Origin of the sequence: Janthinobacterium svalbardense, from assembly GCF_002327145.1 — a bacterium.
GTDB lineage: Bacteria > Pseudomonadota > Gammaproteobacteria > Burkholderiales > Burkholderiaceae_D > Janthinobacterium > Janthinobacterium tructae.
On record NZ_CP023422.1, the window covers coordinates 6,158,612 to 6,173,816 of the forward strand.

10 protein-coding genes are annotated in these 15,205 nt (G+C 64.4%); 1 reads left to right on the forward strand and 9 read right to left on the reverse strand.

Annotation, left to right across the window (positions count from 1 at the left end):
* Nucleotides 1–33 precede the first annotated feature (33 nt).
* Nucleotides 34–1,653, reverse strand: coding sequence for an ABC-F family ATP-binding cassette domain-containing protein (locus CNX70_RS27440; RefSeq protein WP_096238139.1), 1,620 nt, complete (start codon nucleotides 1,651–1,653; stop codon nucleotides 34–36).
* Nucleotides 1,654–1,806: 153 nt separating this feature from the next.
* A complete protein-coding gene (locus tag CNX70_RS27445; RefSeq protein ID WP_096238140.1) occupies nucleotides 1,807–2,919 on the reverse strand; it encodes an NADH:flavin oxidoreductase/NADH oxidase in 1,113 nt (370 codons plus the stop codon).
* A 161-nt stretch (nucleotides 2,920–3,080) separates the two neighbouring features.
* Between CNX70_RS27445 and CNX70_RS27450 the strand changes: the two genes are divergently transcribed.
* Nucleotides 3,081–3,686, forward strand: coding sequence for a glycine zipper 2TM domain-containing protein (locus tag CNX70_RS27450; protein WP_157751314.1), 606 nt, complete (start codon nucleotides 3,081–3,083; stop codon nucleotides 3,684–3,686).
* Between the two features lie 6 nt (nucleotides 3,687–3,692).
* Here CNX70_RS27450 and CNX70_RS27455 read toward each other — a convergent pair whose 3' ends face one another.
* From CNX70_RS27455 to astA, 7 genes are all read right to left on the reverse strand, one after another.
* The gene (locus CNX70_RS27455; RefSeq protein WP_086138669.1) at nucleotides 3,693–4,202 is read right to left on the reverse strand and encodes a DUF1993 domain-containing protein; all 510 of its coding nucleotides are present in this window, start codon (nucleotides 4,200–4,202) and stop codon (nucleotides 3,693–3,695) included.
* Nucleotides 4,203–4,311: 109 nt separating this feature from the next.
* Nucleotides 4,312–5,280 (reverse strand): DUF2167 domain-containing protein, encoded by a 969-nt coding sequence (locus tag CNX70_RS27460; RefSeq protein WP_096238141.1) that lies wholly within the window; start codon nucleotides 5,278–5,280, stop codon nucleotides 4,312–4,314.
* Nucleotides 5,281–5,427: 147 nt separating this feature from the next.
* The gene (locus tag CNX70_RS27465; RefSeq protein WP_096238142.1) at nucleotides 5,428–6,447 is read right to left on the reverse strand and encodes a succinylglutamate desuccinylase; all 1,020 of its coding nucleotides are present in this window, start codon (nucleotides 6,445–6,447) and stop codon (nucleotides 5,428–5,430) included.
* Complete coding sequence (locus CNX70_RS27470; RefSeq protein WP_096238143.1) at nucleotides 6,447–11,162, reverse strand: NAD-glutamate dehydrogenase domain-containing protein; 4,716 nt, start codon at nucleotides 11,160–11,162, stop codon at nucleotides 6,447–6,449. Before CNX70_RS27470 ends, CNX70_RS27465 begins: the two co-directional genes overlap by 1 nt.
* 149 nt (nucleotides 11,163–11,311) lie before the next feature.
* The gene (gene astB, locus CNX70_RS27475; RefSeq protein ID WP_096238144.1) at nucleotides 11,312–12,652 is read right to left on the reverse strand and encodes an N-succinylarginine dihydrolase; all 1,341 of its coding nucleotides are present in this window, start codon (nucleotides 12,650–12,652) and stop codon (nucleotides 11,312–11,314) included.
* Between the two features lie 9 nt (nucleotides 12,653–12,661).
* Entirely contained in the window at nucleotides 12,662–14,143 is a 1,482-nt protein-coding gene (gene astD / locus CNX70_RS27480; RefSeq protein WP_096238145.1) for a succinylglutamate-semialdehyde dehydrogenase, read from the reverse strand.
* Nucleotides 14,136–15,200 carry an arginine N-succinyltransferase gene (gene astA / locus CNX70_RS27485; protein ID WP_096238146.1) on the reverse strand — a complete coding sequence of 355 codons (1,065 nt, stop codon included), beginning with the start codon at nucleotides 15,198–15,200 and terminating at the stop codon, nucleotides 14,136–14,138. The genes astD and astA overlap by 8 nt, the downstream gene beginning before the upstream one ends.
* Nucleotides 15,201–15,205: the final 5 nt, after the last annotated feature.

A 15,205-nucleotide genomic window follows, 5' to 3' on the forward strand; every position in this document is an offset into this window, starting at 1 on the left:
AACAAAATTCAGCATTGCTTCATGAAGCATGCTCTACAGGCATCGAGCGTGACTATTTTCACTTGATTGTCTTTTATGCATTGTCAAGCCCTCTGGGTCAAGCTTCAGGCCATCCAGAAATGCGCGGTCGTGCGATACCACAAGTAACGCCCCCTGATATTGCAGCAGCATCTGCTCCAGCGCCTGCAGGCTGGCCAGGTCCAGATGATTGTCGGGTTCATCGAGCAACAGCAGTTGCGGCGGCGCCTGCGCATACAGTTCGGCCGCCAGCGCCACCTTCATGCGCTCTCCGCCGCTGAGCAAACGGCTGGGCATGGTGGCGCGCGCGCCGGCAATGCCCAGCAGCGCCAGCCGCGTGCGCAGCTCGCCTTCCGGCAAGATGCTGTTGCGTTCCTGCAAGCGTTGCACGGCGCTCCGCTCGCCTTCCCGCAGGCCCGCGTGCTGGTCCAGCCAGGCCACCTGCGCATGGCAGCGCAGCTCGCCGCTGGCCGGTGCCAGCTGTCCGGCGATCACGCGCAGCAGGGTTGACTTGCCGCTGCCATTGTCGCCCGTCACGGCCAGGCGGCGCGGCCCGCTGAGCAGCAAGTTGATCGCGTGCGCCTGGCCATGCGGCAAGACCACGTCGCGCAATTCCAGCAGCAATTTACCATTCGGCACCAGGCTCCCGGGCGCCAGCAGCAGCCGTTCGACCTCGGGCGCACAGCGGGCGCTGGCATCCATCACGCGCTGCTGGCGCGCCTGCTGCGCCTCTTGCGCACGCAGGCGCAGCTTGCCCTGGCTATCCTGGCTTTTCTCCTTTTTCGCGTCGAGCAGCAGCTTGCTTTGATTGCCTTCGCGGCCCTCGCGCTCACCGCGCGTCACCCGTTTATGTTGCCGTTCTGCCTGCTGCTGCGCCTCGCGCTGTTCACGTCTGGCACCGGCCTTTTCCGCTTGCAGGGCAGCAACGTAGCCGGCCTGCTCCAGTTCCCGCTGCTGCGCATACAAGGCGTAGTTGCCGCCATAGCTGCGCAAGCCCTGCGGCGACAGCTCGACGATGGCATCGACGTGCTGCAGCAAGGCGCGGTCGTGGCTGATCAACAGCAAGCCGCCGGGCCAGCGCGCCATCTGCGCCACCAGGCGGGCGCGCTGCTGAGCATCAAGGTGGTTGCTCGGTTCATCGAGCACCAGCCAGTCCGCCTGCGACAGCCAGGCGCCTTGCAAGGCGATGCGCTGGCGTTCGCCACCGCTGAGGCGACTCGTCGGCGTGTCCGCATCGACATGGCGCAAATCGAGCGCATCGAGCGCCTGGCGCAGGCGGGCGGAGGCATCCCAGCGCTCGCCCACCAGGGCGTAGTCGGCCTCGTCGATGCTGCCGGCGGCGATGCGCGCCAGCGCCGCCAGCACCTCCTGCATGCCGGCGAGCGCCGCCACGCTGGGGTAGCGCTGCGGATCGAGCTCCTGCGCCACGTAATGCACGCTGCCGTCGCAGCGCACGGCGCCAGAAGACGGCTGCGCCTGGCCCGCCAGAAGGCGCGCGAGAACGCTCTTGCCCACGCCGTTATCGCCGACGAGGCCGATACGTTGCGGGGCAAAGGCAAATTGCAAATCGGAAAACAGGGTGCGGCCATCGGGCAGCACGAAGGAAAGACGGTCGAGTTGTAGTAATGCAGGCATGGATACTCCTTGAGCAAGGCTGGCGAACCCGCGCGGCGCAATGCTGCGCTGGCGGGAAGAGCGAGGCCGTGCACAGCACGGCAGTATCAATGGCGCATGTCGAAGCGTCCTGGAGAAAGGGGGAAGAAGCGTCAGTGTAGCAGAGCTGGCTTGTCAGCGCTGGCCCAGGGTCGTGTCGCCGAACAGGTTCTTGAATTCGCGCGGCTGCGAGCGCCAGTACTGCGGTGGCGCCTGCACCTGTGCACCCAGCTGGGCCGCCGCATGCCAGGGCCAGCGCGGGTCGAACAGGATGGCGCGCGCCAGCGCCACCATGTCGGACTGGCCGTTGGCGATGATATCTTCCGCCTGCTGCGCCTCCGTGATCAAGCCGACGCTGATGGTGGGTAAACCGCTGTCGCGCTTGATGCGTTCGGCAAACGCCACCTGGTAGCCCGGTCCCACGGGAATCTGCTGCTGCGGCGAAATGCCGCCGCTGGAGACGTGGATGAAATCGGCGCCCAGTTGCTTGAGTTCCTGCGCGAAGCGCACGCTTTGCTCGATTTCCCAGCCGCCCTCGACCCAGTCTGTGGCGGAAAGGCGCACGCCCACGGCCATGCTGGCGGGCACGGCGGCGCGCACGGCTTCATAGACTTCCAGCGGAAAGCGCATGCGGTTCTCCAGGCTACCGCCATACACATCGGTGCGGTGATTCGACAGGGGCGACAGGAACTGGTGCAGCAGATAGCCGTGCGCCGCGTGCAGTTCGATGCCTTCAATACCGAGCGCATGCACGCGCTGGGCGGCCGCGACAAAAGCGCCCTTGATTTGCAACAAACCCATCTCGTCGAGGGCGATCGGCACGGTTTCGCCGGGCGCGTGGGCGATGGCGGACGGCGCCACCGTTTGCCAGCCACCGTCGGCCAGGTGCACGCAAGCGCCGCCCTGCCATGGCGCGCGGCTCGACGCCTTGCGTCCCGCGTGGCCCAGTTGCACCACCAGCGGAATCGGAGCGTGGCGGCGGATCGCCTGCACCACGCTGGCCAGCGCAGCCTGATTCGCATCCGACCACAGGCCCAGGTCATCGGCCGAGATGCGTCCCTCGGGCGAGACGGCCGTCGCTTCCGTCATCAGCAAGCCCGCGCCGGACAGGGCCAGGTGGCCCAGGTGGATCATGTGCCAGTCGGTGGCGTTGCCATTGTCGGCCGAGTACTGGCACATGGGCGCGATGGCGATGCGGTTGGCCACCTGCAGCGGCCCCAGGGCATACGGCGTGAATAGCTGGCTCATGGCGGACTTTCGGAAAGGGGGAAGCACCGATTCTACTGCGCTTTGAAAAGCGCGGCTTACACCTGCTTACGTTTGATACAGCGCAAGGGCTAGCCTTGCGCAGGCGCGGCCGCTAATCTGGACACATCAATAACACCCGCAATACCACCCCAGGAGAACACATGAACACGACGACCACCGCCAGCCGCATCCACCCCTTGATGGCCGGCGCCGCCATTTCCGTGACCGTGCTGTGCCTGGTGGGCGCGGCGTCCATCGCCGGCATCCTGCCCAATTCGCGGGCGAATGTGCCGGCCGCAGCGGCCGTACCTGCCGAAGTGGCGGCCCTGGCAGCGCCCGCAACTGCTCCCGTGACTGCACCGGTTGCCGCGCCCGTCGTCGCGCAAGCTGCCCCGGCACCAGCCCCGGCGCCCGTCGTGCACAAGCGCGTCGTGCACCACACGCAAGTGGCGCAAGCGCGTCCTGCCTACAATGACAACAATGATGGCTACCGCGACACAGCCTACCGCGAACCCGCACGCCAGCAGCAGCCACTGCCTGCGCCAGCACCCGCCCAGCCCAATTACGTGGGCATCGGCACGGGCGCCGTCATCGGCGGCTTGATCGGCAACCAGGTCGGTGGCGGCCGCGGCAAGGCGCTGGCGACCGTGGCCGGCGTCATCGGCGGCGGCATGCTGGGCAATGCGCTGGCGACCGTGGCCGGCGTCATCGGCGGCGGCATGCTGGGCAATGCGGTGCAGAACCAGGTGCAGCAGCCACAGCGATAATCAGTCTCAGTCGTACGGTCCCAGATAGTCAAGCTTGCCCACGGCCACGCCATTGTTTCTCAGGATGGCGTGGACCATGGAGACGTGAAAATAGAAGTTCGGCAAGGCAAAGCTGAGCAGGTAATTGTCGCCCGAGAATTTCTTGCCCTCGTCAGTCCAGTTCAGCACCACTTCCTTCTGCGCGCTGCCGGCCATCTGGCCCGCGTTGACGCTGTCGATGTAGGCGATGGTGTTGGCGATGCGTTCCTGTAACTGCTCGAACGACGCTTCGTTATCCTCGAACTTCGGCGCCGGCACGCCGCTCAGGCGCTCCACCGACATCTTCGACGTATCGCTGGCGCGCTGCACCTGCGCCGTCAAGTCCAGCATGTCGGGCGCCAGCTGCGCACCCAGTAAAATCTCGGGCACGATGCCGTCTTCCTCGACATGGGCTTGGGCTTTTTCCAGCAAGGCCGAGACGACCCGCAAGCCGCGGATGAAGACGGGAATGGTTGCCTGATACATGGACACGGACATGGCGAACTCCTGATAGTGAACGATGAGCCAGTGTACCCGAGGCGCTGTTTTCCGGCCGCGCGCGCAATGCCACTCCTGTGCGCCAGCGCACCGAACGGCCCAGTTGCTCTTACTTGTCCAGATTCACCTTGCCATCCGGCGTATGGCCGGGCTGTTCAACCGGCTCCTGCGGCAGTACTGGCTGCTGCTTTTCCTTGCGCTTGCCAGTGAAAAACTTGACGATGGCCGCGCCGCCGCCCACCACGGCCAGGAGCAGCACCTTCTTGAAGGCCAGCAGCAGCGCCAGCAGTTTGCCAAACAGGCCCAGCTTGCTGGCCACGCCACCGGCCACCAGCGCCGCCAGGCCATATTCGGCCACCTTGTCCGTCTTGCTGTCGAAATCCGTGTAGCGGTTACCGTCGGTAAATTCCGTGAACGCCGTCACTTGCTGCATTTCTTTCTTGATCGCTTCGATCTGCTCCATGCTGGCAATCGCGTTCAGGTTCAGCACGCCTTCGCGGCCCAGCACGCGCACGTTGTAGTTCAGCGAGTGCTCGCCGCCATCGACCATCAGGTCCTTGGCCCAGTACAGCTTGTGCGTATCCTTGGCATAGCTGGGTTTTTCCGCCCAGCCCATCAAATGGATGCCGGGATAACCCTGCTTCTTGCGCTCCGCGTTATGTTCCAGCACGGATGCCTGCATATCCTTGAGCAATTCGTCATATTTGATGCTGTCCGCATCGTCATCCTTGATATGGCCTTCCTTTTCATACGTGACGATGACACCCCAGCTATCGCGCTCGAGCACGCTGGTCTTGGCGGGTACGATCATGCCCAGCAATACCATGCCCGGTGGATTGCCCCAGGCATCGACCAGCACCCGCTCGGCGTCCGTCGGCGACAAATAGCGGAAGTTGGCGGGCAAATCCAGGGTGGCGATGCCACCCGGCAAAGTGATCTTGCCGCGTTGCAGGTGCAACTGGGCAAGGAATTGCTCGGCCGTCATTTCCGGTGCGGCTGCCTTCTCTTCGGCAGGGGCGGCAGCCGTCAGGCCGGAGAGGGTCAGGCACAGCAAGGCTGTCAGCAGGCGTTTCAACATGATCGGTCCAAAAAATTGCAAAGGGTAAATATTCTAAATCAATTGATTGCTTAATGGATAATTATTTCCGTGCAGCATTTTTCCCATGAAAAAAGCGCCAGGCGGGAAATCCCGGCTGGCGCCTGAGGCGATACGATTACTGGACAATCAAGAAACGCGCACCACCATCAGACCGGCGCGCAAGCCCACGCGCACGTCCGGGTTGGGGAACACCACCAGCTCTTCCGCGTGCTGCACCGTGTAGACGTGCTCGCCATCGCTGGCAATCACGGCGTGCTGCGGCAGCGAGGTGAAATTCTGCGTGCTGCGATCAAACGCCATGCGGAATTCATCGCTGTGCTTGATGATTTCCTGCGCCACCTTGAACACGTGCGGTTGCGCCTTGACGGGCTGCGCAGGCAGCCCACGCAGCAAGCCGTCGAGCGCCCGCGACACGTCGTCGAACAGGGACAAATCGTTCTGTCCCAGGGTGCCCACGCGGCCCAGCTCCACCGTGCTGGCGGCCGCACCGCAATGTTCGGCCGAATAATAGCTGTAGGTGCCGGCCGACTGCGGGTTCATGATGATGGCGCCGATGGCCGCCTGGCCCAGCCAGGCTATCAGCTGCGCCTTGGCGTCGTCGGCCACCAGGTCCGGCACGATGGCAAACGTGGGGTACACGGAAGGCCGGATGGCCGTGTGCAAATCCAGGTGCCAGCGCACGGGACCGGCCGCTGCAAAGAACGCTGTTGTGGCAGCGATCATTTCATCGGCGCGCGCGCTTTCCGCCGCTTGCGCCAAGCTGCCCCGCACGGGGCGGAACATGCGATTCAGGTCGGCGTCGATGAAACGCTTGCCGGCCCGGATCGCATCGACATTGCCCACGCAAACGAGCAGGTCGACGGCCAGCTGCGACGCATCGCGCGACAGCGCATCGAGCAGATGCGCCAGCACTTCGATCGGCCCCGTCTCGTCGCCATGCACGCCCACCGAGACGGCCACGCTGGCGCGCCCCGCATCGGCCTGCGGCTTGACGACTTGCAGCATGCCCGGCGCCGGCAAGGCCACCGTGAAACCGGCGTTGGCAAACAACTGTGCCACGCCGCTGAAATCGGCCTGCGCCAGCGCCTGCACGGCTGGCGGCAAGCCGCCAGCCCCCGGTCCAACTTGTCGTACTTCTTGCGTCATTACACCGCCGCTTCCACTGACACTTTATTCACAGCCTCGGAGAGCGTCCACACGTCCAGCATGGCTTGCTCCAGTTCCGTCGCCGCCACATACGCCGACAAGCCCAGCGCGCCCGTCACCGCATCGACGGCCTGGCCCGCATTGCCTTGCTCGGCACGCGCCAGCACCTGCGTCAGCAGACGCTGTTGCGTGCGGCGCAGCGCTTGCTGCGCGTAGTTGCGCAACTGTTCCTGCGACTTGCCTTGCGCGGCCAGCTTCAGGCCACGCTCCAGCGTATCGATGCCCGCCTGGCTGCGCAGGGCCAGGCCCACTTGCAAAAAGGCCGCCAGGTCCATCGCCGCAGGACGCGGCACGGACAGGGCCGGGAACAGGAAGCCGGCGACGACTTCCAGCGCATCGACCGCATCCCACGCTTGGACGAAGGCAGGCGTCAAACCCGGCACCAGTGCCGCTTCGGACTTGATGCCAACGGCTTGCAGCAGTTCGCGCTTCGATTCCGCACCAAACAAGCGCGTCAGTTCGGCCAGGCCGGCGCCACGCAATTGCTCGGCCGGCACGGACAGCACACCAGTGATCATCGTTTGCTGCAGCACGCGCGTTTGCGCGTCGACCTTGATCGACACGGCACGCGGAATCGTCAAAGCATCCGCATCAAGCGCGTCGAAGACGGGCGCCAGGTTCAGCGCCACCCAGGCCTGGCCCCATGCCAGAATCACTGCCGACTCGTCCACGCCATGTTCCGCCGCCAGGTTGCGGATCATCAGCGGGCCGCAGCGGTTGATCACTTCATTGGCCAGCACGGTGGCCAGAATGGCGTTGGCCAGCGGGTGGTCGAGCGCCGAACGGGTTTCCACCAGCAGCGACGGGAAGTACGGTTTCAAGACCGGTTCGGCCCACGTTTCGTCCGTCAACGGCAAGGCCGACAGAATGCGCTTGAAGCGATTCTTCACGTTGGCGATCACCACCGCCAGTTCCGGCGTGGTCAGGCCACGGTTGTCCAGCTTGCGGCGTGCCAGTTCGGCCACCGAAGGCAGCTGCTCCAGCTCGCGCGACAGGGCGCCCTCTTCTTCCAGGCTGGCGATCAGGGCGGCATAGCCATCCTGCACGGCGCTCTCGCTTTGCGCCTGCAGCTCGCGCACCAGCAAATGCGTCTGTTGCGTGTTGTCGCGCAAGACCAGGCGCTCGACGTCGTCCGTCATCGCATACAGCTCGCGGTTGCGTTCCGCTTCCGTCAGCTTGCCCGCATTGACTTCCACGTCCAGCCAGATTTTCACGTTCACTTCATGGTCCGAGCAATCCACGCCGGCCGAATTGTCGATGGCATCGGTGAAGATGCGCCCACCCGTCAGCGCGAACTCGATGCGGCCGGCCTGCGTCGCACCCAGGTTGCCGCCTTCGGCCACCACTTTCACGCGCAGCTCATTGCCGCTGACGCGGATATGGTCATTCGCGCGGTCCTTCACCTGGGCGTGCGTCTCGGTCGATGCCTTGATGTAGGTGCCGATGCCGCCGTTGTAGAACAGGTCCACCGGGGATTTCAGGATGCGGTGCATCAGCTCTTCCGGCGCCAGCGAGGTTTCTGCGATATCGAGCGCGGCGCGGATTTGCGGCGACAGCTCGATCGTGCGCGCGGAACGCGGATACACGCCGCCACCTGCCGAAATCAAGTCCTTGTTGTAGTCGTCCCACGAGGAGCGCGGCAAGGCGAACAGGCGCGCGCGTTCTTCGAACGAGACGGCGACGTCCGGTGTCGGGTCGAGGAAGATATGGCGATGGTCAAATGCGGCCACCAGTTTCAGCTGGCGCGACAGCAATACGCCGTTACCGAACACGTCGCCCGACATGTCGCCCACGCCGACCATGGTGATCGGCGTGGTGTTCAAGTCGTGGTCCATTTCATAGAAGTGGCGCTTCACGGCTTCGAACGCGCCCTTGGCGGTGATGCCCAGTTTCTTGTGGTCGTAGCCGTTCGAGCCGCCCGAGGCGAACGCGTCACCGAGCCAGAAACCGCGCTGCACGGCGATGCCGTTGGCGATGTCCGAGAACGTGGCCGTGCCCTTGTCGGCGGCGACCACCAGGTAAGGATCGGCGTCGTCGAAGCAGACGGTGTCGACTGGCGGCACGATATTGCCCAGCGAACGGTTGTCCGTCACTTCCAGCAGGCTGGAAATGAACAGGCGGTACACGGCTTCGCCTTCGGCCGCGATGGTTTCACGCACGGCGTCCTGCGGCATCATCTTGCAGACAAAACCGCCCTTGGCGCCGGCCGGCACGATGACGGCATTTTTCACCATCTGCGCCTTCACCAGGCCCAGCACTTCGGTGCGGTAGTCTTCCATGCGGTCGGACCAGCGCAAGCCGCCACGGGCGACAGGGCCGCCACGCAGGTGCACGCCTTCAAAGCGGCGCGAGAAGACAAAAATCTCGCGGTAAGGACGCGGTTCCGGCACCAGCGCCAGGTTGCTGGTGTCGAACTTGAAGATAATCTTGTCGCCTTGTTGATTATTCTGGAAGTAGCTGGTGCGCAGCGTGGCGGCCATCAGGTCGGCCAGCGCGCCGAGTATTTCCTCGGTATCGGCGTGATTCACGGATGGCAGGCCGGCCTTGATGGTGGCGATCGCCTCCAGGGCAGCCGCGTGCTGCGCGTCGGACAGCGAGGGATCGAAGCGCTGCAGGAAGGCGTCGACCAGGGCCTTCACATGGGCCGGCTGCTTGCGCAGGCTTTCGGCAATGTAGCGCACCGAGAAGCGGCTGCCCGTCTGGCGCCAGTAGCTGGTGTAGGCGCGCACCAGCTGCACTTCGCGCGTCGACAGGCCGCCTTCGATGACCAGGCCATTCAGGCGGCCATCTTCAGCTTCATCGTTGAACAGCGCGGCAAACAGTTCCTGCGCCACGGCGACGACAGATGGCTGCGCCAGTTTCGCCGCGCTGGCGGCATCGACCGTCAGGCTGGTGACGAAATAGCGCGTGCCGTCCAGTGGCGAAATCGAGAAGGCCTGCTCGCGGTCGATCGCCACGCCAGCATTGTGCAGGGCCGGCAGGATGGCCGACAGCGGCGGCACCTTGTTGGCCGAATACAGGCGGATGGTGGTAACGGCACCCGTCTCGATGCGCACGGCTACATGCGATGGATCGGTGTTGCGCAAGATGGTGTCGAGGTCGCGGAAGGCGACAGCTGGCGCCGTGGCGGCCACGTAATCGAGCGGCAAGGTGGCGCAGAGTTTGCGCAGGCTGGTGCGCAGGGCCACGTCGGGCACGGCGTCGGCCACGGCGGCAAAGCCGTTATGCCAGCCATCGAGCACGCCAAGCAGCGGCTGTTCGATATCCGTTTCCAGGTCCAGCGGGTAACGAGCGGCATGCGCGATCAGATAGACGCGCGCCAGGGGGCCGTCGGCCACCAGGGTCTGCGTGCTCACGTGCGTGGCGCCGGAACTGGCTTGCAGGGCTTTTGCCAGGCTCGATGCCACGCTGGCGCTATAGCGTTCGCGCGGCAGGTAGACCAGCACGTTCAGGTGGCGCGCATACACGTCGCGGCGCGCAAAGACCTTGGTGCGCGGCTGCTTGTACAGCGAGACGACGGCGCCGCACACTTGCGCCAGCCAGTCGAGGTCCGCTTCCAGCGCTTCGGTGCGCGGCAGGGATTCGAGGATTTCACGGAATTTCTCGGCGCGGAAGCCTTGCTGGCGTACGCCGGCCAGGCTCAGCACCTTGGCCACGCGGCCGCGCGCAAACGGCAGCGCCGCCAGCGGGGTGGAGTTGCCGGCACGGGTAAACAGGCCGACGAAGCAATGCTCGCCCAGGATCGCGCCTTGCGCATCCATGTCGCGCACGCCGATGAAATCGAGCTGCTGGTCACGGTGCAAAGTACCTGCCACGTCGGCCTTGACGATGGACAGCGCCGATTCGCGCTTGGCCAGGGTGTCGAAGTCGCCGGGAATATTCGCCAGGCAGGTGCTGTAGACGGGGTGGGCCGTATCCTGCAGCACGCCGACGCGGCTCGGGATGTCGCGTTCGAGTTCGCGCACGCCCGGCTTGACGCGGTAGTACGCATAGCCGAACACTTCAAAGCCGCCGCTGCGGGCCCATTCCAGGAAGGCGGCGACTTCCGCACCTTCTTCGCCATGCTGGGCGGCAGCCACGGCGACGGAGGCCAGGCGCTCGCCCATGGCGGCAGCATTGCGGCGTACGACGGCGGCGTCACGCGCGACCATCTCCAGGGCGGCGACCAGCGCAGCCAGGGCTTCCGGCGCCAGCTCTTCGTCGAGCAGCACCAGCACATACGATTCGAGCGGGTCGCCCGGCTGGCGCACCGCTTCGACACTGCCGTCAGCGGCGCGGCGCACGGGCAGCACGGTATTCATCACGCCGCGCACGGCCAGGTGCTGGCGGCGCATGGCCATGACGATGGAGTCGACCAGGTAAGGCATGTCTTCGTTCAGGATCAGCAAGGCGCTCGCCATGCCGCCACGGCCATCGGCATAACGCAGGGTGGCGATTTGGCAGCCGCTGCCGGTGCGCTTGGCCGCTTGCGTAAAGCCGTCGACCAGCACGGGCGCCAGGCTGTCGGGCGCGATATCGGCCAGGTCTTCGGCGTCGAGCGAGTCGAGCCATGCCTGCACCAGTTGTACGACAGGCGCTGCCGCCTTGTTCGCATTGCCAGCCGCGTTAATCAGCTCCAGCGTTTGTGTGCGCAAATCTTGTGGCGTGTGATTCATCTTGCATCTCCATTACGGTAATGTGAATGTCCAACGCTGTCGTTCGGGCTTGTGGCTGGGCGGCAGCGGTGTCAAGAGACGGGGGTCGCCCGTCCAATTCTGTGTTGCGGATAGTTTGTCTCGGATTTTTTCTGTGTTTTTTCTATCGCCTACAAGTCGTACAATCCAGGTAAGTTGAGGATGATCGTCAATTCTTCAAGCGCAGCATGCACTTCCAGCGCCAGCTGCGGGTCAGCCAGATCGCCCGGCTCCAGGTGGTCGCGGTAGTGTTTTTCCACCCACTGCACCAGCCGATGGTACAGCGTTTCCGTCATGATCACGCCCTGGTGCATGGCGCGCGCTTCGGTTTGCGTCAAGGCCACGCGCAAACGCAGGCAGGCGGGCCCGCCGCCGTTGCGCATGCTCTGGCGCAGGTCGAAATGAATCAGTTCATCGATGGGTCCACCGCTGGCCACCAGGCCTTCCAGGTAGCGCGACACGGCGCGGTTTTCCTGGCACTCCTGCGGTATCACCAGCGCCATCTTGCCGCCCTCTTTCGTCAGCAACTGGCTGTTGAACAGATAGCTGGTCACCGCATCCTGGATCGGTACCTGGCCCGTATCCACGCGCAGCGCATCCAGCTGCGCACCGGTGGCGGCAACGGCGCGGCGCAGCTGCGACAGGCTCTCCTCTTCATCGGCAAACGCCTGCTCGTGATAGAACAGCACATTGCCATTGCCGACGGCGATGACGTCGTTATGGAACACGCCCTGGTCGATCACGTCCGGATTCTGCTGCACGTACACGCTGCGTTTTGCATCGAGGCCATGCAGGCGCGCCACGGCTTGCGACGCTTCCAGGGTCTGGCGCGCCGGATAGCGCTTCGGCGACGGCGCGGATGGATCGAACTCCACCCGACCATACACGAACAACTCCACCGATGGCGCGCCGTGGCTGGCGCCCAAACGCGTGTGGTTGGCCGCGCCCTCATCGCCAAAGGCGGGCGTCGACGGCAGCGCGTCATGCACGGCGAAGTGTTTTTCGTCACTGAAGATGGCGCGCAGGCTGCGTGCCGACTGCGCGTGCTCGAAGGCGCGGTGCAGCTTGTTATTCAGGTTGGCGGCCGTGAAATGCACGCGGCCATCCTGCGTATCGGCCGACGGGCTGACGGTGGCGGCATTCGCCGTCCACATGGGCGAGGCCGAATAGGCGCAGGCCAGAATCACAGGGGATTCCTTGTAGGCGCGCGCCAGCACCTCGGCGTCCGTGCCCGTGAAACCGATAGCGCGCAGCAGGCGAAAATTGGGGCGGTCCTGCGGCGGCAGCAAGGCTTGCGCAAAGCCGCGCGCGGCCAGCGCACGCATCTTGGCCAGGCCCTGCAAGGCAGCCTGCTTCGGATTCGAAGCACTTTTCACATTGCTGAACGAGGCCACGTTGCCGAACGACAGGCCGGCATAGTTATGCGATGGCCCGACCAGGCCGTCAAAATTGTATTCGCGCGTGCTGTGCATGGGATTTCCTTAAAAATTCAGGCCGGGCGACAGCTTGGCCGGCAACGCCAAGGTGTCGTTCTCGATCGACGCGACCGGGTAGGCGCAGTAATCGGCCGCGTAATAGGCGCTCGGACGGTGGTTGCCCGACTTGCCGATGCCGCCGAACGGCGCCGTGCTGGCCGCGCCCGTGGTCGGGCGGTTCCAGTTGATGATGCCGGCGCGCGCGCGCGTTTGAAACAGCTGCCACAGGGCCGGATCGTCGGACAGGAGCGCTGCGGCCAGGCCGAATTCGGTGGCGTTGGCAACCTTCAGGGCTGCATCGAAGTCGCTCACGCGGATCACTTGCAGCAGTGGACCGAACCATTCCTCGTCGGGAATGCCGGCAGCGTTGGTGACGTCGACGATACCGGCCGTGACAAAGCCTGCCTCGGGATTCAACTGGCGCATCTGCAGCAGGGTGGTGCCGCCCTTGGCAACCATGTCCGCCTGCGCCTGCACCAGGCGCGCGGCCACGGCGCTCGATACGACAGGCCCCATGAAAGGCTGCGGTTGCGCGTCGGACGCACCGATACCCAGCTTCGCCGCCACTTCCACCAGGCGCGCGACGAAGGCAGCACCGGCAGCGTTGTCCTGTACCACCAGGCGGCGCGCGCAGGTGCAGCGCTGGCCGGCCGACACAAAAGCGGAGAAGATCGCGTGGTGCACGGCCGCGTCGACATCCTTCACATCCCACACGACCAGGGCGTTATTGCCGCCCATTTCCAGCGCCAGCATCTTGCCCGGCTGGCCGCCGAACTGGCGGTGCAGGCTGATGCCCGTCTGGCAGGAACCAGTAAACAGCACGCCGTCGAGGTGCGCATTCGCACCCAGAGCCACGCCCGTATCGCGCCCGCCGTTGACAAGGTTGACGACGCCATTGGGCAAGCCGGCCTGCTGCCACAGCTGCACGGTTTTGACGGCCGTGCGCGGCGCATATTCGCTGGGTTTGAAAACGATGGTGTTACCGGCGATCAGGGCCGGCACGATGTGGCCATTCGGCAGGTGACCAGGAAAATTGTACGGGCCAAAGACGCCGAACACGCCATGCGGACGGTGGCGCAGCACGGCGTCGCCATCGGCGATCTTGCTTTGCGTGATGCCCGTGCGCGCGTTGTACGACTGCACCGAGATATCGATCTTGTTGGCCATGGTGGCCACTTCCGTGCGCGACTCCCACAAGGGCTTGCCCACTTCTTCCGAGATCAGCAGCGCCAGCGCTTCCGCATGCTCCTTCAGCAGTTCGCGAAAGCGCACGCAGATGGCGATGCGTTCTTCGACGGGCGTATCGGCCCATGCTTCAAAGGCGGCGCGGGCGGCCTGGCAAGCCTCTTCGACCTGCGTTGGCGTCGCTTCCAGGCTGGCCCAGGTCTGCTTGCCGGTCGACGGGTCGACGGTGAGCAGCTCGCGGCCCGTGCCTGGCAGCCAGGCGCCGTTGATGAAGTTCGATTGCGTGGTATTCACATTAGACATGGGGATGCTTCCTCGGGTTGAGTGACAAGGTGCGCACGGTGTCGCCGTTATGGCAGCGCAGCAGATGCAATTCATCGTCATCGAGCGCGATCTTGCCGCTGTGCGGATTGGCGCTGGTGACGATCATGCGGAAATCTTTCAAGTCGGTGTTCGACACCAGGTAAGGCTCAGCCTGGGCAAGGTCGCCGCACACTTCAGGCGCAGGTACTGGCACAGTCGCGGCATCGAGCACGGCCGGCACGCTGTCGCGCATGGCGCGCAGTTCTGACACGCGCGCCTGCAGCACGGGACCAGCGTCGAAAATGTCGACATAACCTTCGAAGTGCAAGCCTTCCTGTTCCAGCAGGCGGCGCGCGGGCGCTGTGCTCAGATGCACCTTGCCGATCACTTCCTGCGCTTCGTCGGGCAGGTAAGCCACGTACATGGGCTGGCGCGGCATCAGTTCGGCGATGAAGGATTTTTTACCCAGGCTCGTCAAGTCGTCGACGTGATGGAAATCCATCTTGAAAAAGTGACGGCCCAGGCCTTCATAAAACGGCGAGCTGCCGTCCGGCGCCTGGTAGCCGCGCATTTCGGCGATCAGCTTTTCCGTGAACAGGTGCGGGAACTGGGCGATGAACAGGAAGCGGCTTTTCGACAGCAGCTTGCCGTTGTTGCCGCTGCGGTAATCGGGGTGCAAAAACAGCGAGCACAGTTCCGTGCTGCCCGTCAGGTCATTCGACAGGTACAGGGTTTCCATGCGCGTAAACACGTCGAGCTCGCGGCTGGAATGCACCAGGGTGCCGATGCGGTAGTTATAGAACGGCTCTTCCAGGCCCACGGCGCCCTTGATGGCGCACACGCCGGCCAGGCGGCCCGTATCGGTATCCTCCATGACGAACATGTAGTCGCGCTTTTCGGGCGCGATGGTTTCGGCGAACGAGGCGCAGGCGATGGCCAGGCGGTCGCCCAGCATTTTCATGTCCGGCTTGAGGGTGGTCATGCCGGTGCCGACCTGGCTGGCCAAGCCGTACAGGGCGTCCAGGTCAGAAGCGTTGATGGCGCGTACTACTAGCATAATGT

What these genes read in the sequence shown, in the direction of transcription:
- astA (WP_096238146.1), bottom strand. Translation starts at nt 15,200, where the DNA reads ATGCTAGTAGTACGCGCCATCAACGCTTCTGACCTGGACGCCCTGTAC.
- astD (WP_096238145.1), bottom strand. Translation starts at nt 14,143, where the DNA reads ATGTCTAATGTGAATACCACGCAATCGAACTTCATCAACGGCGCCTGG.
- astB (WP_096238144.1), bottom strand. Translation starts at nt 12,652, where the DNA reads ATGCACAGCACGCGCGAATACAATTTTGACGGCCTGGTCGGGCCATCG.
- CNX70_RS27440 (WP_096238139.1), bottom strand. Translation starts at nt 1,653, where the DNA reads ATGCCTGCATTACTACAACTCGACCGTCTTTCCTTCGTGCTGCCCGAT.
- CNX70_RS27465 (WP_096238142.1), bottom strand. Translation starts at nt 6,447, where the DNA reads ATGACGCAAGAAGTACGACAAGTTGGACCGGGGGCTGGCGGCTTGCCG.
- CNX70_RS27445 (WP_096238140.1), bottom strand. Translation starts at nt 2,919, where the DNA reads ATGAGCCAGCTATTCACGCCGTATGCCCTGGGGCCGCTGCAGGTGGCC.
- CNX70_RS27450 (WP_157751314.1), top strand. Translation starts at nt 3,081, where the DNA reads ATGAACACGACGACCACCGCCAGCCGCATCCACCCCTTGATGGCCGGC.
- CNX70_RS27470 (WP_096238143.1), bottom strand. Translation starts at nt 11,162, where the DNA reads ATGAATCACACGCCACAAGATTTGCGCACACAAACGCTGGAGCTGATT.
- CNX70_RS27460 (WP_096238141.1), bottom strand. Translation starts at nt 5,280, where the DNA reads ATGTTGAAACGCCTGCTGACAGCCTTGCTGTGCCTGACCCTCTCCGGC.
- CNX70_RS27455 (WP_086138669.1), bottom strand. Translation starts at nt 4,202, where the DNA reads ATGTCCGTGTCCATGTATCAGGCAACCATTCCCGTCTTCATCCGCGGC.